The organism is Stenotrophomonas sp. YJH_SMC_57 (assembly GCF_059369755.1).
This window is the reverse complement of sequence record NZ_JCAFSZ010000007.1, coordinates 31,109-50,259: the sequence shown is the minus strand read 5'-3', so window position 1 is coordinate 50,259 and position 19,151 is coordinate 31,109. Positions and strand designations below refer to the sequence as shown.

At 66.2% G+C, this 19,151-nt stretch carries 29 protein-coding genes and 1 tRNA gene; 1 reads left to right on the top strand and 29 read right to left on the bottom strand.

Annotated features, from left to right (window positions below; genetic code table 11):
- Window positions 1-86: 86 nt before the first annotated feature.
- From AC5P7U_RS10910 to AC5P7U_RS10790, 25 genes are all read right to left on the bottom strand, one after another.
- Window positions 87-557, bottom strand: a complete 471-nt coding sequence (locus tag AC5P7U_RS10910; protein ID WP_053506983.1) for a hypothetical protein — start codon at window positions 555-557, stop codon at window positions 87-89.
- A gap of 109 nt (window positions 558-666) precedes the next feature.
- Window positions 667-1,029, bottom strand: a complete 363-nt coding sequence (locus AC5P7U_RS10905) for a hypothetical protein (RefSeq protein WP_154583202.1) — start codon at window positions 1,027-1,029, stop codon at window positions 667-669.
- A gap of 44 nt (window positions 1,030-1,073) precedes the next feature.
- The gene (locus tag AC5P7U_RS10900; RefSeq protein WP_053506984.1) at window positions 1,074-1,316 is read right to left on the bottom strand and encodes a hypothetical protein; all 243 of its coding nucleotides are present in this window, start codon (window positions 1,314-1,316) and stop codon (window positions 1,074-1,076) included.
- A gap of 9 nt (window positions 1,317-1,325) precedes the next feature.
- Complete coding sequence (locus AC5P7U_RS10895) at window positions 1,326-1,736, bottom strand: phage tail terminator-like protein (RefSeq protein ID WP_495221115.1); 411 nt, start codon at window positions 1,734-1,736, stop codon at window positions 1,326-1,328.
- Entirely contained in the window at window positions 1,733-2,158 is a 426-nt protein-coding gene (locus tag AC5P7U_RS10890) for a hypothetical protein (RefSeq protein ID WP_495221114.1), read from the bottom strand. Before AC5P7U_RS10890 ends, AC5P7U_RS10895 begins: the two co-directional genes overlap by 4 nt.
- Window positions 2,148-3,224 carry a phage minor head protein gene (locus AC5P7U_RS10885; RefSeq protein WP_495221113.1) on the bottom strand — a complete coding sequence of 359 codons (1,077 nt, stop codon included), beginning with the start codon at window positions 3,222-3,224 and terminating at the stop codon, window positions 2,148-2,150. Before AC5P7U_RS10885 ends, AC5P7U_RS10890 begins: the two co-directional genes overlap by 11 nt.
- Window positions 3,224-3,580, bottom strand: coding sequence for a hypothetical protein (locus AC5P7U_RS10880; protein ID WP_495221112.1), 357 nt, complete (start codon window positions 3,578-3,580; stop codon window positions 3,224-3,226). Before AC5P7U_RS10880 ends, AC5P7U_RS10885 begins: the two co-directional genes overlap by 1 nt.
- A complete protein-coding gene (locus tag AC5P7U_RS10875; protein WP_495221111.1) occupies window positions 3,577-4,089 on the bottom strand; it encodes a DnaT-like ssDNA-binding protein in 513 nt (170 codons plus the stop codon). The genes AC5P7U_RS10880 and AC5P7U_RS10875 overlap by 4 nt, the downstream gene beginning before the upstream one ends.
- A 2-nt stretch (window positions 4,090-4,091) precedes the next feature.
- Complete coding sequence (locus tag AC5P7U_RS10870) at window positions 4,092-4,679, bottom strand: hypothetical protein (RefSeq protein WP_495221110.1); 588 nt, start codon at window positions 4,677-4,679, stop codon at window positions 4,092-4,094.
- A 45-nt stretch (window positions 4,680-4,724) separates the two neighbouring features.
- Window positions 4,725-5,657 (bottom strand): DUF2184 domain-containing protein, encoded by a 933-nt coding sequence (locus AC5P7U_RS10865; protein WP_447376604.1) that lies wholly within the window; start codon window positions 5,655-5,657, stop codon window positions 4,725-4,727.
- Between the two features lie 12 nt (window positions 5,658-5,669).
- The gene (locus tag AC5P7U_RS10860; RefSeq protein ID WP_495221108.1) at window positions 5,670-6,137 is read right to left on the bottom strand and encodes a structural cement protein Gp24; all 468 of its coding nucleotides are present in this window, start codon (window positions 6,135-6,137) and stop codon (window positions 5,670-5,672) included.
- A 3-nt stretch (window positions 6,138-6,140) separates the two neighbouring features.
- Complete coding sequence (locus tag AC5P7U_RS10855; RefSeq protein ID WP_495221106.1) at window positions 6,141-7,343, bottom strand: DUF2213 domain-containing protein; 1,203 nt, start codon at window positions 7,341-7,343, stop codon at window positions 6,141-6,143.
- A gap of 3 nt (window positions 7,344-7,346) precedes the next feature.
- Entirely contained in the window at window positions 7,347-9,131 is a 1,785-nt protein-coding gene (locus tag AC5P7U_RS10850) for an anti-CBASS protein Acb1 family protein (protein WP_495221105.1), read from the bottom strand.
- Entirely contained in the window at window positions 9,131-10,699 is a 1,569-nt protein-coding gene (gene terL / locus AC5P7U_RS10845; RefSeq protein WP_495221104.1) for a phage terminase large subunit, read from the bottom strand. Before terL ends, AC5P7U_RS10850 begins: the two co-directional genes overlap by 1 nt.
- Complete coding sequence (locus AC5P7U_RS10840; protein ID WP_495221103.1) at window positions 10,614-11,102, bottom strand: terminase small subunit; 489 nt, start codon at window positions 11,100-11,102, stop codon at window positions 10,614-10,616. Before AC5P7U_RS10840 ends, terL begins: the two co-directional genes overlap by 86 nt.
- A gap of 3 nt (window positions 11,103-11,105) precedes the next feature.
- Window positions 11,106-11,381 carry a hypothetical protein gene (locus tag AC5P7U_RS10835; RefSeq protein WP_495221102.1) on the bottom strand — a complete coding sequence of 92 codons (276 nt, stop codon included), beginning with the start codon at window positions 11,379-11,381 and terminating at the stop codon, window positions 11,106-11,108.
- A gap of 1 nt (window position 11,382) precedes the next feature.
- Window positions 11,383-11,865, bottom strand: coding sequence for a hypothetical protein (locus AC5P7U_RS10830; RefSeq protein WP_495221101.1), 483 nt, complete (start codon window positions 11,863-11,865; stop codon window positions 11,383-11,385).
- Window positions 11,862-12,305, bottom strand: a complete 444-nt coding sequence (locus AC5P7U_RS10825; protein ID WP_241881766.1) for a hypothetical protein — start codon at window positions 12,303-12,305, stop codon at window positions 11,862-11,864. Before AC5P7U_RS10825 ends, AC5P7U_RS10830 begins: the two co-directional genes overlap by 4 nt.
- An 8-nt stretch (window positions 12,306-12,313) precedes the next feature.
- Window positions 12,314-12,802 (bottom strand): glycoside hydrolase family 24 protein, encoded by a 489-nt coding sequence (locus AC5P7U_RS10820; protein ID WP_495221100.1) that lies wholly within the window; start codon window positions 12,800-12,802, stop codon window positions 12,314-12,316.
- Between the two features lie 83 nt (window positions 12,803-12,885).
- Window positions 12,886-12,970, bottom strand: a tRNA-Tyr gene (locus AC5P7U_RS10815).
- Window positions 12,971-13,194: 224 nt separating this feature from the next.
- A complete protein-coding gene (locus tag AC5P7U_RS10810) occupies window positions 13,195-13,578 on the bottom strand; it encodes a GIY-YIG nuclease family protein (RefSeq protein WP_495221099.1) in 384 nt (127 codons plus the stop codon).
- A complete protein-coding gene (locus AC5P7U_RS10805) occupies window positions 13,575-13,970 on the bottom strand; it encodes a hypothetical protein (protein WP_495221097.1) in 396 nt (131 codons plus the stop codon). Before AC5P7U_RS10805 ends, AC5P7U_RS10810 begins: the two co-directional genes overlap by 4 nt.
- Before the next feature lie 8 nt (window positions 13,971-13,978).
- Window positions 13,979-14,191 carry a hypothetical protein gene (locus AC5P7U_RS10800; protein ID WP_495221096.1) on the bottom strand — a complete coding sequence of 71 codons (213 nt, stop codon included), beginning with the start codon at window positions 14,189-14,191 and terminating at the stop codon, window positions 13,979-13,981.
- Window positions 14,188-14,697, bottom strand: coding sequence for a hypothetical protein (locus AC5P7U_RS10795; protein ID WP_495221095.1), 510 nt, complete (start codon window positions 14,695-14,697; stop codon window positions 14,188-14,190). Before AC5P7U_RS10795 ends, AC5P7U_RS10800 begins: the two co-directional genes overlap by 4 nt.
- Entirely contained in the window at window positions 14,679-15,011 is a 333-nt protein-coding gene (locus AC5P7U_RS10790) for a Ref family recombination enhancement nuclease (protein ID WP_495221094.1), read from the bottom strand. Before AC5P7U_RS10790 ends, AC5P7U_RS10795 begins: the two co-directional genes overlap by 19 nt.
- Here AC5P7U_RS10790 and AC5P7U_RS10785 point away from each other — a divergent pair.
- The gene (locus AC5P7U_RS10785) at window positions 15,001-15,357 is read left to right on the top strand and encodes a hypothetical protein (protein ID WP_495221093.1); all 357 of its coding nucleotides are present in this window, start codon (window positions 15,001-15,003) and stop codon (window positions 15,355-15,357) included. The genes AC5P7U_RS10790 and AC5P7U_RS10785 overlap by 11 nt on opposite strands.
- A 54-nt stretch (window positions 15,358-15,411) precedes the next feature.
- Here the strand turns inward: AC5P7U_RS10785 and AC5P7U_RS10780 are convergent, their stop codons facing one another.
- From AC5P7U_RS10780 to AC5P7U_RS10765, 4 genes are all read right to left on the bottom strand, one after another.
- Window positions 15,412-16,035: a hypothetical protein gene (locus AC5P7U_RS10780; RefSeq protein ID WP_495221092.1), complete on the bottom strand. Its 624-nt coding sequence runs from the start codon at window positions 16,033-16,035 to the stop codon at window positions 15,412-15,414.
- Window positions 16,036-16,049: 14 nt separating this feature from the next.
- The gene (gene dnaB / locus AC5P7U_RS10775; RefSeq protein ID WP_495221091.1) at window positions 16,050-17,534 is read right to left on the bottom strand and encodes a replicative DNA helicase; all 1,485 of its coding nucleotides are present in this window, start codon (window positions 17,532-17,534) and stop codon (window positions 16,050-16,052) included.
- Window positions 17,531-18,376 carry a hypothetical protein gene (locus AC5P7U_RS10770; RefSeq protein ID WP_495221090.1) on the bottom strand — a complete coding sequence of 282 codons (846 nt, stop codon included), beginning with the start codon at window positions 18,374-18,376 and terminating at the stop codon, window positions 17,531-17,533. The genes dnaB and AC5P7U_RS10770 overlap by 4 nt, the downstream gene beginning before the upstream one ends.
- Window positions 18,377-18,647: 271 nt before the next feature.
- Window positions 18,648-19,091, bottom strand: a complete 444-nt coding sequence (locus AC5P7U_RS10765; RefSeq protein ID WP_495221089.1) for a phage regulatory CII family protein — start codon at window positions 19,089-19,091, stop codon at window positions 18,648-18,650.
- Window positions 19,092-19,151: the final 60 nt, after the last annotated feature.

Here is a 19,151-nt window from a genome sequence, read left to right as displayed (position 1 = left end):
GGCGATCCGGTAGAGAGCCCCGGGGGAAGCCGGCCGGATCAGTTCCGGCTTGTCAGGCGGCCGCCCTATCCCCTGGGGGGTTGGGGTTACGGGGTGACGGGGGCAGCCACGCGAATGGGCGCCTGGTTGAGGGCCAGCGTGTAGGTGTTCAGCACGAAGTCCTCATTGCGGCCGCCCGGACTGTTGGGACCGGCCACCAGGCCGCGCAGGAACTCCAGCGAGCCATCCGGGCGTTCGACCTTGAAGGCGTAGGCATCCGGGACGTTCGGTGCACCGGCGGCGCGCATGGCGATCTGACCCGGATCGGCCAGGTCCTCGGCCACCTCCACCTGCGGGTCACCGGCGTTGGTGATGCCCTTGCCCTTCAGGGCAACCTGGGTATCCCAGGTGTCGTACTGGACGATGTTGGTATTGATGCCGCGCTCACCGACGCTGCCGACCTTCTTCACCTCGACGAAGGTCAAGGCCTTGAACTCGGTCTCGGTCAGGTCGGTGTTCTTGGGTGCGGCGCAGATGTAGAGCTTGGAACCTGCGTTGGTCTGTGCTTCAGCGGCCATAGCCGTATCTCCTCGCGATGGGCGTAAAAAAACCCGCCACGGGGCGGGGTCGTTGGAAAAGCAAAAGGCCCGCTGGTGGGCGGGCCTCTTCCGTCATCGATGCGCTGTGTCAGCGCATCTCGACAATCTCAAGAGTTCGAATGGCAGGGTCACTTCCAGCCACCAGTGATTCGCAAGTCACCTGCACCCCGGGCATCAACTGCTTGTCGCAGTGCAGGCGTTGGTACGGCGTCCAATGCCCTGGTCGACCTGGATGAACAAGGTGCGCCTCGAGTACAAAGTCAGAGACGGCGACGAACACCAGGCCGACAAACTCGACACCGTGCCCGGGCGGTGACTGCGAAGCGTGGGCGTTGCCCGCCCATCCATCCAGGTCGCCGATGTGCTCGGGAGCAGATTTAGACGCCCCGATGGCCGTAATGGCGATGCTTGTTTGAAGGGGGCCTGTGCCGCCCACTTCCGAGAAACTCATCTTCCTTGTCCGCAAAACACATCTCCTACCTTAGAAACGGCCACTTACGATTTTGTGGGAGCCAGCTTTGCCGCCACCAGCTGCATGGCCTGCGGCCGAGTGAATCCCGCCTCCACATAGGCCAGGTATTCCGCCCGGACGAACCGCGCCTGCTCGGCGCAGAACTCGTCCAGCAGCTGCCGGTTCCGCTTCATGCGGGTGATGGCATCGCGCATCGCCTGCAGCTCACCCTCGTTCGGGATCTCGTTGCTGCTGACCAGGTGCAGGTTGGGCGGCTTGGGGCTCATGGCCGGAGTCTACCCCGAAACAAAGCCGCGCCAAGGGATTGTGACCGGGTGCATGATCCGCTCCGGGTCTGGGATGATGCTGGAGGTCCAGGGCTTCCTCTCCACCCTCATGCCGGCGAAGGTCGTGCCCTTGGCGAAGGCGGCGATGATCTGGTCCGTGATCCGCGTGCCCACCATGATCCCCTGTCCAGGCCGGTAGCAGGCCGACAGCTGGCCGAACCCCTGCATCAAGAACGGGCCCTCGTCTCCGATGCCGTAGTTCTCGGTCCGGTTGGGGAACCACTGCAGCTCCAGCCAGCGAGCATCCTTGCCAGTCGGCGGCGTGAAGCCCTGCCCTGGGTAGGCGCAGGGCAAGCCCTGCTGCACGGCGAACTGCCCCACCAGAGTGGCGAACGCGTCATAGATCGCGGTGTCGCTCATCCCATCCGTCCTTTAACGTCGGCTGTGACCTCGGCCACGATGAAATCCCAGCGCTGTGCCGCCGCGCGCGCGAAGCCCTTGCCCGCCTGCGCATAGGTCCTGCCCAGGCTGTCCTCGCCTTGGAAGCCGTGCTCCATGCGCATGGCGTACTTCGCCGTCCACCCAGCCCACACCGTCTGGCCCAGCTCCATGGTTGCGAACACCAGCTCAGGGGCCTGCGCGCTGTCCGAGGGCATGCCCTCGACCGATGCGGCCGCAGAGCTCCGCAGGAAGCCGGTATCCACCGGCATCTTCCCGCCCTGCCCCTCTGGTGTGCCGGCTTCCTCCATCAGCTTGGTGGCTGACTCGCGGAAGATGGCCCCCTGCATGGCCTTGGCCTTCTCGGTGAAGGCGCGGACCTGGCTCCCGAACTTACTGGCCACGCTTCACCTCCGCCGCCATGTTCACGCGGTACTGCTTCATGCAGCGGCAGCCGATGGTTTCCTCCGGCCCAGCACCGAGCGAGGTATCGCCCGGGAACCGCATCAAAGCACCGCTGGGTGTCTGGAACGGTTCACCGAACCGACGCACCTGGCCGTTCATGGCCTGGTGGCTGTGGCGGGTCCTGTCGTCGCCGGTGGCTGACCAGGTGCCCTCTACGTTCTCCGGCGCCAGTCGGCCACTCTCGATCTGCTGCCGAAATGCTTCCTCGCGACCGGCGGCCATGGCCGTCAGCGACTCGGTCCGCGCGATCATCTCGCCGCGCAACGCCAGCAGCCTGTCCGCATAGCGCGCAGCGATCTTCTCCACGTCCGCCGGCGCCACCGGCTGGCCGGCCTTGATGGCCCGGCTGACGATCCCGTCCAGGCGCTTGTCGCGCCGCTTGCGACCGAAGTACTCCGCCATCTGCGCCGGATCGCCGCTGGCCAGCTGCTGCCGGACGTTGGCCACGAACTGCGCCTGCTGCGCGGTGAGGCCGACGATACCGCCACTGCGGCGGCCGGTCTCTCCCACCCTGCCGACCAGCTCCAGCGCCGTCTGGCGCGGGTTGGTGCCGGTGGCCATGCCGCGCACCAGGTGCTGGCGCACCAACTGTCGCTGATCCTCCACCACGCCGGTGATCAGTCGCGAGGAGTTCGTCTGTAGCCAACTCTCCACGCCGCGGTTGCGCATGTCGAACCCGAACCGCAGCAGCGGCGTGTCGTTGGCCGGGTTGTAGCGCCCGCGTATCTGCTGCCGCAGCGACAGCGTGGGCAGCTCCTTCATACCGACCTCCGTGCCGGTGGCAAACGCCTGGCGCACCTGCTCGGCCAGCGGCGAGAAGCGTTCACCGTCGAAGCCCAGCGCCTCCAGCACAGCGTCCACCTGCCCGGCCTGCAGGAGGCTCGCCAGCAGGTCCAGCTGCACCTGCGATCGCACGCCGGCGATGGCCTGCTCGAACGCGCGGCGCATGGCCGGCTCTAGGCGCCGGGCCAGCAGTTCCAGCTCGCGGGGTGTGTAGTCGGCCATTAGCGTCGGGCGTGGAACTCGTAGAGCAGCACCTGCCCGCCAGGGGACAACGGCTGCAGGTCGATGAAGTGATACAGCTGGTCACCCAGCAGCAGCCGGTCGTCCTTGCCGGGCTTGATGTCGATCGCGGTGGAGATCAGGCCCAGCTTGTCGCCCTGCTGGACCAGCGTGGTGTCGCGATCGGTCAGGCTGTATTCCAACTCCACCACCTTGCAGTCGTGCCGGGTGGCCGGGCCGGGCTGCGGGTTATGAGGCGGCCCGGTCGGTGCGCCGTCGCGCTCCACCTGAGTGCTGTAGCCGTAGCGGTCGATCAGATCCGCGGCCGTCGCCTGCATGCGGTCATAGAAGCGGTTCATACGACGCGCACCGCAGGCAGAACCGCCGGCGTCCGCAGCAGCGGTGCCAGGATCTCATCGATGGCCGGCACCACCGGCCGGTTCGGCACCTGGCCAGCGGCAGTGGCATCGGCATAGGTGACCTCGATGGGGCCGACCTTCTCCTTGGTCACCGCTTCGCTGGCCACGTAGTCCGGCGACAGGCTGCCAGGGTTGGCCAGCTCGCGCAGCGCCGCCTCGTAGGTAGCGCGCTCCACCTCGTCCGGCACCTCATCCGGCTGGATGGGGTCGCCGTCATAGTCGATCGCACCGGTGCGGGGCCACTCGTTCGGCTGGCCCCGCCCGGCGGTACGCACGCCGGGGAACATGGACGCCCAGCGGCCGGATGCGAGCAGCACCCGGTACCGGCCGTCGATGTAGTCCGTGGCGCGGACCAGTGCCCCAGTGCGGGCGTCATCCGTCCCGGCAGCCCAGGCGGCATTGCCGCGCGCCTGGTGGTACAGATCCGCGCCTTCCAGCGTGCCGTACATGGTCAGCCCTCGCCCTTCTTGGCCTCGGCCTCGGCGATCGCCGCCTGCAGCTTCGGCACACCCCAGGTGCGGTTCGCGTCGATCTCCAGCTCCTTGGCGCGCACCAGCAGCGCATCCTTGTCGACGGCCGACGGGTTCTGCGTGCCCGTGCCGGCGCTGGCCTGGGCCTTCTCAGCTTCGGCAGCGGCAGCGGCCTTCCTGGCCTCGGCCTCGGCTTCTGCACGGGACTGCAGCTCGCGCACCATTGCCGCCAGCTCCGCTTCGCGGTCTCCTTCTTCCAGCGCGTTCCAGTCGGCAACGGTCAGGCCAGTGTGCTCGAACGCCTGGCGAACCACTTCGCCCAGCTGCACGGAGACGCCCTCGCCCAGCTCGATGTTGGCCGGCAGCACGTTGGAGCCGAGCAGCGATTCCTGTGCCGGTGCGCTGGGCTTGCCGCCCTCGGCGATCAGGATCTCGGCCTTGAGCCAGCCCTGCACTACCGAGTTCTTCTTCAGCTGCTCCCAGCCATCGACCGGGGTCTGCACGCCCGGCTGCAGAATGGTGCCATCCGGGAGGCCCAGCGGGCCCTTGTAGTTGTTCGTGATTTTCATGCTTCGCTCCGATGTGGCCCCAGCGCGTGGCTGGGGCCGTGGGGATCAGATGCCGTCGAGGTAGACGACTTCCTTGGGCAGGCGCACGTCCAGGCCGCCCAAGCGCATCACGCCCGGGATGTCCCAGCGCAGCGGGCCGCTCTGCCAGGCCGGCAGGAAGCGGTGCGGCATCGGCATGTGCAGCTTCAACACCTGCGGATCGTTGCGGTACGCCACCAGGCGCGTGGTGCCGCCGACGCCGGCGGTATCCAAGCCGCGCACGCCGCGAAGGGTCAGCTGCTGGCCGGTCTGCACGGTGTAGACGTTGTTGGCCAGGAACCACTGCAGGATGGTCATGTCGCTCTGGTCGCTCATCTTGCGAGTCGCGATCAGCAGGTACTTCGTCCACGGCAGCAGCAAGGTGTTGGCGATCGAGGCGGTGTTCGTGCCGTTGAACACGTTGAGCAGCGCCTGGTTCAGCGTGGCCACGATCAGCTGCGAGTCGGTGGTGGCGTCCCAGCTGCCGGTCGGCGCGGCCACAGGGGTAACGCCAGCCGCGTTGAACAGGCCGGTGAAGCCCTTGCTGGAATCACCCAGCAGGGCCACGCGATCCACCATTTCCTCCGATGCACGACGCGCTGCTGCGGCATCTTCGGTGGACAGGTTGATGCCCAGCATCTGTGCGCGGCCGACTTCCTCCCAGCCGAAGCCGTAGCCGATGCCGGCGGTGTAGACCGGGGTCTCGAACTTCGCGCGGGTAGTGCCGGCCTTCGGGATGTCGTCGGCGTTGCCATTGATCCAGTTGGCGGTGCCGAACTGGTCCTGCGCGAAGTAGGTCACCGAAGTGGCGAACTCGCTGCCCGAGGTGTCCACCGGCACCAGGGTGCGGTACTGCACATCCGGGTAGACGGTGCGGTAGACGCCCGGCTCGATGATCGAGGCCTGGGCGACCACGAAGCCCAGTGCTGCCTGGGCGTCGATCAGGGGAATTGCGCTCATGTGGTTGGCTCCTTAGCCGAGACGGACGACGGCCAGCTGGCCGGCGGCGGTGGTGCTGGTGTCCCAGCTGGCACCGGGAATTGCGGTGTTCCCGGTGGCGACGTTGGTGAAGGCGCCGGCGGCGGTCAGGTAGACCGCATCGCGCGCGGCGACGGCGACCGAGGCGACGACCGTGATGTCGCCCTTGGTGCGGACGCGCGCGGATTCGCCCACGCCGAACGCATCGGTGGCGCGGCCGGTGACCTGGCCCGCCGTCACCGTCAGGCCAGACGCCGAGCGGTCCAGCAGCGCGATGCCGACGTACTTGCCGCCGGCGAAGGCCTTCACCGACTTGTCGGTAGAGCCCTGCTCCACGGCCTTGCCGAAGGCGATGGCCGCACCCTCGACGGTGCGGGAGATGTCGGTGGCCGGCAGCATGGTCGCCGGCGCGCCCGCAATGGCGGCCGGCTGGGTGTCAGGGTAGTTGGTCTGCAGTGCCATGGCTTAGGCCTCCTTCTGGCCAGCGGTGCGGAAATCCAGGCCGGCCACGGACGCGGCGTAACCGTTGTCCTTCACGGGCTGGCGGTGGGTGGAGCTGTCTCGCAGCGCCTGGGCGACCGGATCGACCGGCTTGGCTTCGTCGGCCAGGATGTCGAAGCGGGCCTCGATGTATGCGTCGGCCTTGCCCGCCACCGCGGCATCGCCGAGCTTGGCGACCACGGCAATCTTGCGGACCTCGGCATCGGTCTTGCCGCTGTAGTCGGCGTCGTGCACAGCCTTGGCCTTGGCGATCAGGTCCCCGCGCTGCTGCACGCGCTGATCCAGGTCGGCGTCGCTCAGCACCTTGGCTTTCAGGGCATCGCGCTCGGCCTCGATCTTGGCGATAGCCGCGTCCTTGGCATCGATGGCAGCCTTGTGGGAAGCATCGGCGGTGCCAGCGGCGGTCTGCGCGTCCTTCAGCTGCTGCTGCAGCTTGCCAATGGCCTGGGCGCCGGCGTCGTTGGTGACGACGGACAGCCCATCGACCAAGATGGTCTTGTCGCTCATGGGGTGGTTCCTCGTAGATGGATTGTGGTCGTCGCCGTGCTGGTGCTGCTGACCACGCGCCCGGTCGACTAGCGCGAGTTCGTACTGCGTGAGCGGGGCCGGTCCCCATTGCGAATCACCCATGCGGGTGTTGCCGGCGCGTGGGTTGTTGTCCGGCAGGTAGGCCACGTGGTTAAAGCGCAACGGGCCGGCCTGGCGGTACTGGAACGGAGTGCCGTCGGGCGCCACGCCTTCATCGGCGACGATCTCCACCGAGTAGCCGGCAGACAGCGAGCGCGCGCCGGCGGCCACCTCCTTCGCAGATGCGGCGTCCATGATCGCCATGGGGGCAACTACGTGTTCGCCGTCGCGCACCACACGACCACCAACCTGCCCGACCGTGAGCTCTTTCCAGTTGTCGGCTGTGACACCCTTCGGCGGGTGGCCGCGTGTGACCGGCCGGCCCACCAGCGAGCGCATGCTGTCCTCATCGAACACCGTGGCCGGATCGCGGTAGACCCCGAATACCCGGCCAGCGTCGTCGCCAGACAGGCCCAGCTCGCGGCCCAGGTACTGCTGCACGTTGCCTGCGCGGCTGACCTTGGCATCGCCGACCAGGAAACCGTCGCGCGTGAAAGCGAGCCCGGACGCATCGAGCGCCAGGCTGTCGAAGATCTCCATGATTCAGTCCTCTCGAATTTCTTCGAAGATTTCCGGGCCCAGCACGATGCGGCCTCGGTAGGGCTCGACCTTCGACAGGTCGACGGTCGCCTTCGTCAGGCTGATGTGCGGGGTGTAATCCGGGTAATCGTGCGACCCGCCCGCGCGGATGATGCTGTCGTGCCGCCAGCACAGCTGCGCCGACGCGAACAGGATCACCGCTGACATGCCACCCAGCGGTTCAATCGCACGCGGGCCGCCCTCGGGGATGACCAGCTCATCCTTGCCGCCGTTGCTCCACTCGTTGGCATTGCCGGCCCTGATCCAGTCGAAGGCCTGGCGCGAGTAGGCGACGGTGACATGCAGGTCATCCTGCAGCTCTCCGATGCCCTGCTCCTTCGCCCAAGCCGCGATCTCGTCGGCATTCACTACCTTGCGGCTGACATACAGCGAACGGGGCTGGGCGTCCTTCACCGGCGTTGCAGCGGCGCGCTGCTCGTCGTCGTCCCGTTCGTCGCTCTCCGCTGGGGTTGCTTCGCCGTACTTCAGCATCTCGGCTTCCAGGCCCGGCGCGACGCCGGCTTCAGTAAGCATGTTCACCGCCACCGTGGACATCACCTCATCCGGTAGCAGCCGCGTTTCGGAGATGGTCTTGATGGTCTCTGCAGTGGTCTTGCCAATTCCCGCGCGTTCGTTGTCAGTGGTCTGCCACAGGCTGCGCCAGTTGTAGAACACCTCGGCGGGCCGGCTGCCCAGCGCCGAGCGGATCAGGCACTCGTCCAGAACCTGCAGCGCCGGCTGAAGCACCAGCTCCTGGTTGCTGCTGATGCGGTCGTAGTAGTTCCGCAGGTCGCTCTCGCCGCTGGCGTTTAGGCCGCCCGGCGACTGGCCCAGCAGGCGGGTCATCGGGATGTCCGAAGCACCCGACACAAGCTGCATGAAGCCCATCAGCAGGTCGACCAGGCCGCCGAACTGCGCCTGCTTCTGTTCGTAGTCCTCCTCCGCGTCAAGCAGGAGCGCTCCGTTGATCCCCTTCGCCATCGCCGCGAGGGTCATGCGCTGCAGCACCTTCTGCTCGTAGTCCGGGTCGGCCAGGCTCGCCATGAAGTTCGGGATCTTGATGACGTCTACCTTCGCCTCGAACACCAGCGAGGCGATATTGGCTGCGCTGGCGTCGGCGTCCTTGATGGCCTTGCTGATGGCCAGCAGCACCGAATCGCCCCATCCGTCGCCGATACCCTGCTCCGGATCCGGCTTATCCGCTCCGTGCATGATTACCAGGCGCGAAGGGTGGATCTGCACCTGCCCGGCCGTACCGCTGCTCAGGGTGTAGAACGCCGGCAGGCCGTAGCCCAGCGATTCCGGGTCAAGGTGCAGCTCGCCGGCCTGCAGCACACGCTTCGAAAGCACGTTGATGTGGCGAATGCCGCCTTTGACAATGGATTCAGGCTTCAGCGGCAGCATCGGGTCCGACTGGCCGGTGCCGATGTAGAGCGCGGCGCCGCCGGTGAGCCGTGCGCGGATCATCGCCTTCAGCACCTTCTGCTGCAGGCCTAGCCGCTTCTCCTCTGACTCGATGGCGGTGATCTGCTCTTGGTCTGCGCTCCAGCCGCGCCACTTCCGGCAGCTGTCCATCGCCGGGATGTCGATCACCTTCCGAGCCAGCCAGGTGCCGCGGTACGCGTTATCCGCCTCCTGTTCCGACAACGTCGGCACGCCGTAGAAGGTGGCCGCCGCCTTGTCGCGCGGCGTACCCAGGTTGGCCACCAGATTGACCAGCCCATCTTTTAGTTGCGTGAGCTTGCCCATCAGAGCGCGTTCCCAAGGTTGTAGGTGCTGCCGGTGACCAGCTCAGCGAAAGCGCCCGAAAGCGCGTCCACCTGGTCGTCGTGCTTTGCATTGGGGAATTCGGCGATCTCGTCCAAGAACGCCGCCACCCATGGGCCATTCACCAGCTTGATGTTTCCGGCTTCGGCCTGAGCCTCGACCGGCGTTGCCCGGACCTCCTTGGATCCGGATTCCAGCGCCGCCTTCACGTCCCAGCCGGCCAGCAGCTTGATCTGGTGCGCGGCGTTGCTCTTGCCGGCCGCGCCAGGGTCCTGCGGGATCCGGACCTTGATCGACTTGCCGTCCTGCAGCGCGGTGTTCTTCAGCATCCGCTCGACGCCAGCAGGCGATTCCTGCCCGCGCACGATGTCCAGTACGTAGTAGGTACCGCCGATCTCACCCAAAAGCAGGCCGACCGTGTAGTCGGGGTCGCTGCTAGTCTTCTCTTTCGGATCGGTGGCGCCGAAGTCCCAACGCCTGACCTTCCGCACCGCCGGGATGGCTGGCGCGGCGTCTACTAGCTCGAACCATTCCCGCTTGAAGGCGCCGCCATCGCGCGGCGTGGGCCGCTGCTGGTACTGGCCGGCGTAGGCGTAACTGCCTTTCGCCCGCTTCAGTCGTTCGATCTCCGCGCGCGGGAAGCGCTCGGGGAACAGCAGCTCGCCCTCCTCGGTACGTGGATCTTCGAAGAACAGCTCACCATCGATGTAGGTGCGGCACGGCCCGCCGGTCTTCTTGCCGTCCTTGTCTACCCGCTCCGCCTCGAACTCCATGGGCAGATTGAGGTGCACGAAACCGAGGTCCAGCTCCATGGCCACCGCGGCAACGTCCTGCTGGTGCAGGCGCTGCATGATGATGACCATGGCCGACGATGTGATGTCGTTGAGGCGGTCGGTGATGCCCTCGCGGAAGATGCGAACCGCCGTCTTGCGCTCGGCATCGCTCTCGGCTGTCTCGGTCGAATGCGGGTCGTCCACCTTCACCCGGTCGCCGCGGCCACCGGTCATGGAGCTGAAAGGCCGGGCCTCGCTGAACCCGTTGCCGGTGTTTTCGAATTTGCCCTTGGCGTTCTGGTCTCCCCGCAGCTTCATCGGCCAGGCAGCCTGGAACTGGTCGCTCTCGATGAGGCGCCGCAGCTTCAGGTTGTCGCGCAGCACGTTCGGCTGGCTGTAGGAGGTGGCCAGCGTCTGCAGGTCCGGGCGCCCGACGGGGCCCCATTCCCACGCCGTCCAGAACACCATCAGCAGCGACTTCATCATGCCCGGCGGCACGGTCATCAACAGGAACTGGATGCGGCCTTCGGTGACCGCCTCCAAGTGCCGGCACATGGCCCGCAATGCCCAGCCAAACTTCAGCGGCCTGGTCGGCTCCAGAACCCGCCAATGCTCCTTGATGAAGCCCTCCAGCGTCTGCGATCGCGCCCGGATACCTTCGACATCCTCTGCGATGCGCGCGCGCTCTCGCTCAGCCGCCCTCCTCGCTCGCTCCGCCCGGATCTCCGCCAGTGTCGGCAAGCGGACCGAGGATCTGTTCAAGGCGGTCGAGATCATCGTCTGAGAGGTTCTTCAGGTCGTAGGTGCCCACGGCGCCGCTGTGCTTGTGCTTCTCCACCAGCAGGCCGGCCAGCTTCCCCTTGCCCATCGTGGCGGTTACCGCCGCGCTGGCCTGCTTCTCCTTCAGCGCCAGCTTCCGGGCCTGTTCCAGCTCGGCCATCAGACTGTCGACAGTGACCTCTGCCTTCTTGGCCACCTTCTTCTGGCCAGCCCGGACAGCGGCAAGAACGCGCGGGTCGGTCAGCAACCGAGATCCCTGCTGCCGGGCTGTGCTCTCGCTGTAACCAGTACGGATGGCCGCCTGCGTGCCATTGTGATCCTTCAGGTACTCCAGCACGAAGCGCTGCTGCTTCGGGGTCAGGCCGACCGCCTTGTCGGCGGTGGTCTTCTTCGCGGCCATGGGTCAGCGCTCCGGTACCGGCTTGCCCTGCACCTGTTCGATGGTGTCCAACTGCGCCTCGTACTGATCCAAGCAGCGCTTCCGGCCGTTGCTGACCTCGAACACCGCCGAGGGCTTGCCAGCCCGCACCCAGGTGCAGCGCTTCGTCAGGGCCGCGTCGATGGGGACATAGGTGGCCACCGGCACCTTGATGATGTCCGGGGCCGGCAGATTGGTCTTGGGCGGTGCCGACTGGCATCCGGCCAGCAACAGCGCCGCAGCGATCAGAAAGACGCGCATGTCAGTACCCCTTCAGTGCCGGGCAGGCTGAGTCGAGCAGCTCCAACGCCGCCTTGCAGGTATCTGGACGCTGCTCGTAACGACCGCGCCAGGTGGAAGCCTCTTTTTCGGATGCCTCGATCTTGCCGGCGAGGGTCTGCAGCGCCGCCGCGCTTTCTGCCTTGAGGGATTCCAGCTTCTCGGCTTCTGCCCTAAGTGCAGCGGCGACTTCGGCCAGGCGCTGATCACGGGTGTCCACGTCGGCCTGCAGGCGGTCTGCATCTGCTTTCCAGTCGGCCCGAACCTTCACGACCTGGGCGCTCAGATCCTTGATCTGCTGCTCTTTCTCGTAAGCCGACAGGCCCGCGACCATGCAACCTAACGCGAGCACACCGCAACAGACCTTCATGACGCTACCGGGCTTGCGCAACCAGACCAGCACCTCGGCAGCCCAGCCAATCACTAGGTCCCAGAGGGCCTTGAAGAATCGAATCAGAACGCTCATGGCTTCTCGCCTCCGATGGCCCCGGTGGCCTTCTCCACCAGGCGCACGTAGCCCGGCAGCAGCCGGCGAATCAGGACGCCGGAAAGGCCGGCCAGAGGTAGCTGCGGCGCGCCGGCCAGTGCTGGCCAGATCGAGGCAGCCACTGCGATGACCCATGCGGCCACGATCGCGTAGGCCACAACCGCAACCGCCAGCGCCGCCCAACGCGCCGCAGTCTGCAGGAACCGGTGGCCGCGCCGGCGGCTGGCGTCCGCTGCAACACGCTCTGCGTCCTTCTCCGGCAGAAGGAGAACGCCGATCAACGCGCCGGCCATGGCCACCAACAGCACCGACTGTGGCACGCCCAGGATGACGCGCTCAGCTTCGCGCAGAGCGTCCGCCGTCGCCGGCGCCACCACGGCTGCAGTGAACGTACCCACGATGGTTTTCAGCGTGCTCACGGGCTCGGTCACGGCGCCACCGCCCCACCGGCCTTGCGGTACATCGCCAACAGGTCGGCGAGCTTGTGTTCGTGCTGGCCGTAGCCAGCGCCGGGCAGGCTTGCCCAGATATTACTGACCGCCTTGATTGCCTCCGGGATCTTGCCAGCTTGGATCAGCGGCAGCGCGCGGCGCTCGCGGATCTGCTGCAGCGCGATCAGGTCTTGGCTCAGCGGGCTGAAATCCTTCAGGCCCAACGACTTGCGATAGGCGTCGTAGTAGCGGCGCAACAGCTGGTAGCGGCCAGCAGCGGTGGACTGGATCTTCAGCTTCGGTAGATCCACCAGAACGCGGGGATGATCCGCGTAACCGTTGAAAAGCTGACCGCCCACCAGGACGTCGTAGCCGCGGTCCTTGGTCGCCTGCGTGCTTTTGTCCGTACCCTCGGACCAGGCCAGCATGTCGAGGAAGGCCACGACGTTCACGCCGCCAGCCTGATGTGCGGTGATCTGCGCCATGGCGACTTCTCCTGCATAGGTGCCCGCCCCGCAACCGGCTGGTGCGCGAGGATGTGGTTGGTCCGGGGGGCTGCGGGCGTAGGTGGTGGGATGACGTGGAGTCGAACCACGCGAGTCGGAGACGCCGGATTTACAGTCCGGCCCAGCGCCCATCTGGCAACTCATCCCGATTTAGGGCCGATCACCACCGCTGCCTAGGCGCTTCCCTGCGCCGTAGCGCCAGGATGCAAACCGCCCGGTTGCGTAGACGCCAGCCCCAATCGCCTCACGGCGAGCGGAGGGGGATTCGGCGCGGTGGTTGATCGGTAAAACGACGAAGCCCCGGCGGATGCCAGGGCTTCGGATGTAGTGTTGGGTCTCGGAAGTGGGGACTTCGCGAATGTGCCCAGTTTCTAGGCCGCATTGTCTAGACGCAATACCCTGCAGAGCGATCGCACGGCATCGAGGCTCATGTGCTTCCAGCGTGTCTCGCTCAGTCCGTGGTGCCGCAGCACCACCGCCGTGGCCTCGGCCATGGCGCGCTTGTGGTCAGGATTCGACAGGTTCATGCGGAACCACTCCCCTTGCGTGTGATAAGCCTGCAGGTTGCTGTGGAACAGCGCTTCTGCCTGCCGGGCACCGCGTGGCAGTTCCAGATACGCCACGTCGGTGATGGGCATTGGGCATCCGGTCTGAACCGCGCTCACCCGGGCGGCAAGATCAGCCGTCACGCCAATCTTGCAGAAGCTGTCTCCGCAGCATGCGTCGGCGATCATCATGTAAACGACCATCTTCATGCTGCCATCTCCTTTGAAAGCTGACCCATTACGAATGCCTTTCCGATTGCGAGGTAGTCATAGTAGGTAGGACGTTTGATATCAATCCCCACGCGTCTCAGGTTCTGCAGCTTCAGCTCCAGGGGAGCGCTCTTCAGGAAGTACTCGCAGCGAAGGGTTCGGGCCGGGCGGACGTAGCCGAACGCCTCCATGGCCAGCACGGCCGACTGAACTTCGTCGCCAGGCGTGTTGATCAGAATTCCGCGGTATCCGCCGCCGCCCGGCACGAATCCCTGATGCTCGATCAGCGACTGCAGGACGTTCCGGCTGGCAAAGCCGATGTCCTCATAGCGGCCGCCGCCGTATTCCTCCGCCCACTGGACCAGGCGAGCTTCGAGCTGCTTCTTATCCATGGATCACCTCAGCGCGCATCGCGCATGCCCTCCAGTACGGCGTCATCGAATCGGAACACCAGCGGCTTTCTGTCGGTGTCGCAGGTACCGGCCCGCTCCGGCCAGCCCTTGCAGTGGAAGCCAGCTGCGCCGGCGGCGCGGAACTGGCAGACCGAGCAGCGGCCGTGCTTCTGCAGGTAGGACCGGTAGCGCTTCTGCATGCGCAGCTCGGCGCCGGTCATGCGGCCGCCTGGCCCATGGCCAGCTGATGCTCGGCCCACAGGGCGATCAGCAGCGCGTCGGCGCGGCCGTTGTCCTTCTTTCGCTGCAGCTGGCACGCGGCGGCCGGGAACCGCTGGATCGCCAGCAGCCGCGCGGCGTCCTTGTCCTGGCCAATCAAGCCGAAGCGGCGCTTCCACACCGCCGGAATGGCGCGCAGGTACGGCACACCCATCACCTGCAGCACCGCGCGGGCCTGGCCGTAGCTGTCGCCGAAGCGGAATGCGCTGGTGCCCCCATCACCTGGCCGTGCACCGACCTTCTCTAAGGCTGCCTGCAGCTCGGCGCCGGGATGGGCCTCCCGCTGGGCGCGGATGAAGGTTGCCACCGCGCGGGCGTCGACCTCCTTCCAGCCGTCCACCTCGCGGGTGGGCATGTCCAGAATTGGGCCGGGCGTGCCGTCGATCAGGGTGGCTACCGCGCCGGAAAGGCCAGGGTCAATGCCAAAGGTCAGGCGGCGGGTCGCCATGAGGTCTTCTCCAGGTGCTGTTCGATCAGGGTGTTCTGCAGGTCCAGCAGGTAATCATCGGTGCCGATCTCCTGTCGGAACCGGCGCGGTTCGCGGGCGTAGCTGGGGCCATACCGATCAGCGCATGCAGAGTGGCTGAGGCCGCCCATGGGCTCACCGACGTGGTGCCAGGGGCACAGCCCGATAGTGGAGTCGTGGCCGCGCCGTTTCTGCCCATGCTTGCCGCCAACCAGCAGATGGTGCACTTGGCAGGGCATGAATCCGTGGCCGAGGGCGTCGCAGACGATGCAGCCGATCTCGATGATGGCATCCATTCGCCGCTGCTGGGCGATGGTCGGATTGCAAGTGGAGCGGCAATTCCTCATTCTCCGAAGCTCCTACCAAAGACGGGATTTGCCAATGCCAATGCATGCAGATTACGAAGGACTGCTGGCCGCACTACTTGCCGTTGCAAACAAGCAGCTTCCAACTGGGCGCCCTTCGATCGAAGATCTGGTGGCCAAAGGTCTTGCGACAAACCCACCGCCCTCATTGACTCGCGACGGCGCGCGAGAGCTTGTGGAGTTGCTGCAGGCCAAGTTCGACTTGGATGAGGAACCAGAGGCTGATCCCAACGCGCAGCAATCCGAGGACCTTGGTTCAAAGCCATCGCCCCCTTAGTAGCCTGCACTGGCCTTCTCGCCCAAAACGGCGCATGTGCTCGCAGCTTACGCATCAGGCTGCCCCCGCCAGTCTCTGGCGGCCGTTAACCATCCGCCAGTAGTCCGCGCGCACGTCGTCCAGCATGACGTGCGCGTAGTGGTCACCGATCCAGGCGGTGATGCCCTTGAAGAAGGCAGCGAAGTCCTCCTCCTCCATCGAATCGAAGGCCAGGGACTGGGCCACCTTCACCGGGATGGTGCGGATCTCCGGCAGCACGCCCGACAGCACTTTGCGCGCGCCGGCGCCCAGGACCGTCTCGGCGGCATCCAGCAGCGCCTGCACCACCGGGCTGGCGTCCATCTCCACCATCTCGCAGCAGATGCCCGACTCCAGCTGCACCTGCTTCAGCGCGGCATGCGCGTCCAGGTCGCGGAATGCCTCGACGTTGTCCACCAGCAGGTGGCCGATGACGTGGGCCAGCCGATGGAATGCGGCATTGCGCGACGCCTTGATCTCCAGCCGGTACTCATGGCCGACGCGGTAGCCGCGGTCCTTGGCCAGCCTGCGATCGATGTCGTTGCTCGGGGCGAACGCACCAATCTCTTCGCCGGTTGCCGGATCGACCAGGCGCAGGCAGAGGGCGTAGATGGGCCGGCTGGCCCGCTTCGCGCGGATCTTCCGCGCAGCTGCTGTCATTGCTGTCATTGCTGTCATGCGTCGTCCCCTGCGGCAAGGTCGCGGCGGCTGCGACGGCGGCGGCCCGAAGCCGGCACGTCGAAGTCATCATCGCCGCCGCCGACGGCCGAGGTTCCCTTCAGGCTGTAGTTCGGCCGCGGGCCGGTGTAGTCATCGAAGGCACTGCACTGCAGCCGGTGCTGCAGGTAGCAGGTGCCGGTCTCGCCCTGGCGGTTCTTCGCCACTATCACCTCGGAGATCCCCGGCGCGCCGCAGGCGTCCTTGCTGTAGTAGTCGTCCCGGTAGAGGAACGCGATCACGTCTGCGTCCTGTTCGATGGCGCCGGACTCGCGCAGGTCGGCCATGCCAGGGCGCTTGTCCGTGCGAGCTTCCAAGCCTCGGTTCAGCTGGGACAGTGCGATCACTGGGCACTTCAGATCCTTGGCAAGCCCCTTCAGCTTCCGGGAGATGTATGAAACCTCAGCCGTTCGATTCTCCGCCTTTGCTGGGCCGGTCAGCAGCTGCAGGTAATCCACCACGATCAGGCCCAGCCCACCGGCCACCTTGGCGTGCATGCGGGACGCCCGAGCGGCAAGCGCGTCAACGGACAGAGCGCCGCAGTCATCGATCGCCAGCGGCAGTGTGTGCAGATAGTTCCGAGCCTGCGACAGCCGGGCCCATTCGTCGTCGGTCAGCACGCCCTTCGCGCGCATGCGGCTCAGGTCGACGCCGGCATGCGCTGCCATCAGACGCATGCTCCACTGGGAAGCGGACATCTCGAGGCTGAAAGCCGCGACGTTTGTGCCACCGGCAGCTGCATCCTCAGCCCAGTTCAGGGCATGGGCGGTCTTGCCCATGGACGGACGAGCGGCCAGCACCATCAGGTCAGTCGGCTCCAGATACGGGATCTTCCGACGCACGCTGCTCCACTTCGGCACCAAGCCCGGCGTGCCCTCCCCGTGGTACCGGGCCTCCATTTCGTCCCAGGCCTTCTGCACGCCGCTGCGCACCAGCACCAGGCCACCGTTGCCGCTGGACTTCACGGTAAGGCTGGCCAGCTTCGTCGCTGAGGCGGACACGACCTCCTCCGCCTCGTCGTCGCTGGCGCCGTAGGCACTGTCGGCGATGTCGGTGGTGGTCTCGATTAGCTGCCGCAGTAGCGCCTTGTTGCGAACGATCTCGGCGTAGGCGCGGACGTTGGCCGCCGAGGGTGTGCTGCCGGCGAGGTCGTAGACGGTGGCCACCAGCTCCTGCGCGCCGATCTCAACGTTGGCCGTGATCCAGTCGCCCACGGTCACCCCGTCCACTTCGCGCTTCAGGTCGGCCACGCCACAGATGCCTTGGTAGATCAGCTGGTGCTCGCGGCGGTAGAAGTCCTCCGGCGCCAGCTGGTCGCGAACCTGCGGCAGCGACTCGCCTACCAGCAGCAGCGCGCCGAGGACCGCCTGCTCTGCCGGTACCGAATGGGGCGGCACGCGCAGCTGTGCGACGTTGTCGAGGTAGTCGGGGACGGCGTTCACGCGGCCCGCTCCTGCAGGGCCAACTGGTCCTGCCGCTCACGTTCGCGCTCGGCATCCCGCTCCCGCTTCACCTGCACGCCAGCCGTCGTCAGCTCGCAGCCGCCACCGTTCGGGCACCACCACAGCTTGAACCAGTTCCGGCGCACGGCATCGCGGAAGTGGGCACGCCAGTCCTTCTGCTGCTTGCCGCTGTCCCGGTGTTTGATGGCGAACTCGCGCCAGGCCAGCGCCACGAACTCGCGCGGGATGCCGGCGTCCTCGGCGAAGTCGAAGATCGGGTCATCGGTGTGGATAGGGCGCTCACCGGCAGCCCGACAGGTCTCGATGAAGGCGTTGAAGGTGACCTTCTCCCGCTTGGGCCGGCCAGCCTTGCCCTGGCCAGATTTGCCACCGTCTGCCCCACCGGCGGCAGCCGGGGGGGTATGGGGGGGCTTTTCTCCTTTTCCCTTCCCTTCCTCTCCACTCCCCTCCACTCCGGGGGGGGAGGACTCGTCGAGCCCTCGACGATCATCGATCGAGAATGCCGGATGTTTGAACGTCGGACGGTCGATTTTCTGGTGCTTCTTCCACCCTGTGACGTGCAGATACTGCTTGTCACCGTTGGTATAGAAGGCGATCAGGGAATTCGACGACAGCTCGTCGAGCATTCCCTGAACATCCGTCGAGGAGATATCGTCACCGGGGAAAATTTCAGCCTTCACCGTCTTTGCGCTGGCGACGTGATTGCCGCCGTCGTCGCAGTAATTCCACAGGCCGATGAACAGCAGTCGAGCCATCGGCGAGCATTCCATGACCTGCTCGCTGGACCAGAACTCCGGTTTGATTGAGCGGATGCGGGCCATTACTTCTCTCCCAGAAGGTCAGGGGCCGCGCTTCCGGCCCGCCGCGCTTCAGCCCTGGCCTGTTCCTCGGCACACCGGCTGCGGTGCTCAGCGCGCTCGGCTTCGCTCATGGGATCGCTGCTGGCAATGACGTCAAGGCAGCACTGCAGCTGTCGCAGCGTGTCGGGCCGTGCTTTCATGGGATGTCCTCCGTTTCGGGTGGACACCCACCCTATGGCACGCCGGCGGCGACGACGCACGCCAACTGCCGCGTTGTGACCCGGGGTTACGCTCATGCCCCACCCCGCTCCGCCGCCGCCTCGGCGTGCTGGCTGACTTGCACCAGCGCGGCCATGACCTGCTGACAGGCGCGCGTGATCGCGTCAGCCTCGTTCGGCGTGATGCGGTTGTCGGCCATTACCTCGGAAATGAGTTCGGCCAGATCGCCTTTTGCTGCTGCAGCTGCCAGCAGCGCCGTGATGAGGCTGCCGGATTCGGGAGCATCCACGCGCTGCGCGATAAAACCGTGCTCTGCGCACAGCGCATGCAGGATCCGGTAATCACCGGTGCGGGCCATCAATGCATCCGCCTCCTGCAGGCTCAGCAGGTTGCGGTCGGTGTTCGGGTTGACCTTGCCGCGCAGGGTCGCGGCTGACATGCCCATCCTGGGCGCCAGGGCCTCACTGCCGCCTGGGTACTGGTGGACGGTGTCGTAGGCGGCATCAGTGACATTCATGGGCGGGTTACTCGACTGGAGACGGGGCGGCGACGGCGGCGCACGATGACGCCATGGACA

Coding starts and splice junctions, on each gene's coding strand:
- AC5P7U_RS10860 (WP_495221108.1), bottom strand. CDS start 6,137: ATGGCACTGCAGACCAACTACCCTGACACCCAGCCGGCCGCCATTGCG.
- AC5P7U_RS10855 (WP_495221106.1), bottom strand. CDS start 7,343: ATGGAGATCTTCGACAGCCTGGCGCTCGATGCGTCCGGGCTCGCTTTC.
- AC5P7U_RS10830 (WP_495221101.1), bottom strand. CDS start 11,865: ATGAGCGTTCTGATTCGATTCTTCAAGGCCCTCTGGGACCTAGTGATT.
- AC5P7U_RS10880 (WP_495221112.1), bottom strand. CDS start 3,580: ATGAACCGCTTCTATGACCGCATGCAGGCGACGGCCGCGGATCTGATC.
- AC5P7U_RS10895 (WP_495221115.1), bottom strand. CDS start 1,736: ATGAGCGACACCGCGATCTATGACGCGTTCGCCACTCTGGTGGGGCAG.
- AC5P7U_RS10885 (WP_495221113.1), bottom strand. CDS start 3,224: ATGGCCGACTACACACCCCGCGAGCTGGAACTGCTGGCCCGGCGCCTA.
- AC5P7U_RS10805 (WP_495221097.1), bottom strand. CDS start 13,970: ATGGATAAGAAGCAGCTCGAAGCTCGCCTGGTCCAGTGGGCGGAGGAA.
- AC5P7U_RS10765 (WP_495221089.1), bottom strand. CDS start 19,091: ATGAATGTCACTGATGCCGCCTACGACACCGTCCACCAGTACCCAGGC.
- AC5P7U_RS10820 (WP_495221100.1), bottom strand. CDS start 12,802: ATGGCGCAGATCACCGCACATCAGGCTGGCGGCGTGAACGTCGTGGCC.
- AC5P7U_RS10835 (WP_495221102.1), bottom strand. CDS start 11,381: ATGCGCGTCTTTCTGATCGCTGCGGCGCTGTTGCTGGCCGGATGCCAG.
- AC5P7U_RS10870 (WP_495221110.1), bottom strand. CDS start 4,679: ATGAAAATCACGAACAACTACAAGGGCCCGCTGGGCCTCCCGGATGGC.
- terL (WP_495221104.1), bottom strand. CDS start 10,699: ATGATCTCGACCGCCTTGAACAGATCCTCGGTCCGCTTGCCGACACTG.
- AC5P7U_RS10905 (WP_154583202.1), bottom strand. CDS start 1,029: ATGAGTTTCTCGGAAGTGGGCGGCACAGGCCCCCTTCAAACAAGCATC.
- AC5P7U_RS10810 (WP_495221099.1), bottom strand. CDS start 13,578: ATGAAGATGGTCGTTTACATGATGATCGCCGACGCATGCTGCGGAGAC.
- AC5P7U_RS10790 (WP_495221094.1), bottom strand. CDS start 15,011: ATGGATGCCATCATCGAGATCGGCTGCATCGTCTGCGACGCCCTCGGC.
- AC5P7U_RS10875 (WP_495221111.1), bottom strand. CDS start 4,089: ATGTACGGCACGCTGGAAGGCGCGGATCTGTACCACCAGGCGCGCGGC.
- AC5P7U_RS10770 (WP_495221090.1), bottom strand. CDS start 18,376: ATGGCCCGCATCCGCTCAATCAAACCGGAGTTCTGGTCCAGCGAGCAG.
- AC5P7U_RS10850 (WP_495221105.1), bottom strand. CDS start 9,131: ATGGGCAAGCTCACGCAACTAAAAGATGGGCTGGTCAATCTGGTGGCC.
- AC5P7U_RS10910 (WP_053506983.1), bottom strand. CDS start 557: ATGGCCGCTGAAGCACAGACCAACGCAGGTTCCAAGCTCTACATCTGC.
- AC5P7U_RS10785 (WP_495221093.1), top strand. CDS start 15,001: ATGGCATCCATTCGCCGCTGCTGGGCGATGGTCGGATTGCAAGTGGAG.
- AC5P7U_RS10800 (WP_495221096.1), bottom strand. CDS start 14,191: ATGACCGGCGCCGAGCTGCGCATGCAGAAGCGCTACCGGTCCTACCTG.
- AC5P7U_RS10780 (WP_495221092.1), bottom strand. CDS start 16,035: ATGACAGCAGCTGCGCGGAAGATCCGCGCGAAGCGGGCCAGCCGGCCC.
- AC5P7U_RS10840 (WP_495221103.1), bottom strand. CDS start 11,102: ATGGCCGCGAAGAAGACCACCGCCGACAAGGCGGTCGGCCTGACCCCG.
- AC5P7U_RS10865 (WP_447376604.1), bottom strand. CDS start 5,657: ATGAGCGCAATTCCCCTGATCGACGCCCAGGCAGCACTGGGCTTCGTG.
- AC5P7U_RS10795 (WP_495221095.1), bottom strand. CDS start 14,697: ATGGCGACCCGCCGCCTGACCTTTGGCATTGACCCTGGCCTTTCCGGC.
- AC5P7U_RS10900 (WP_053506984.1), bottom strand. CDS start 1,316: ATGAGCCCCAAGCCGCCCAACCTGCACCTGGTCAGCAGCAACGAGATC.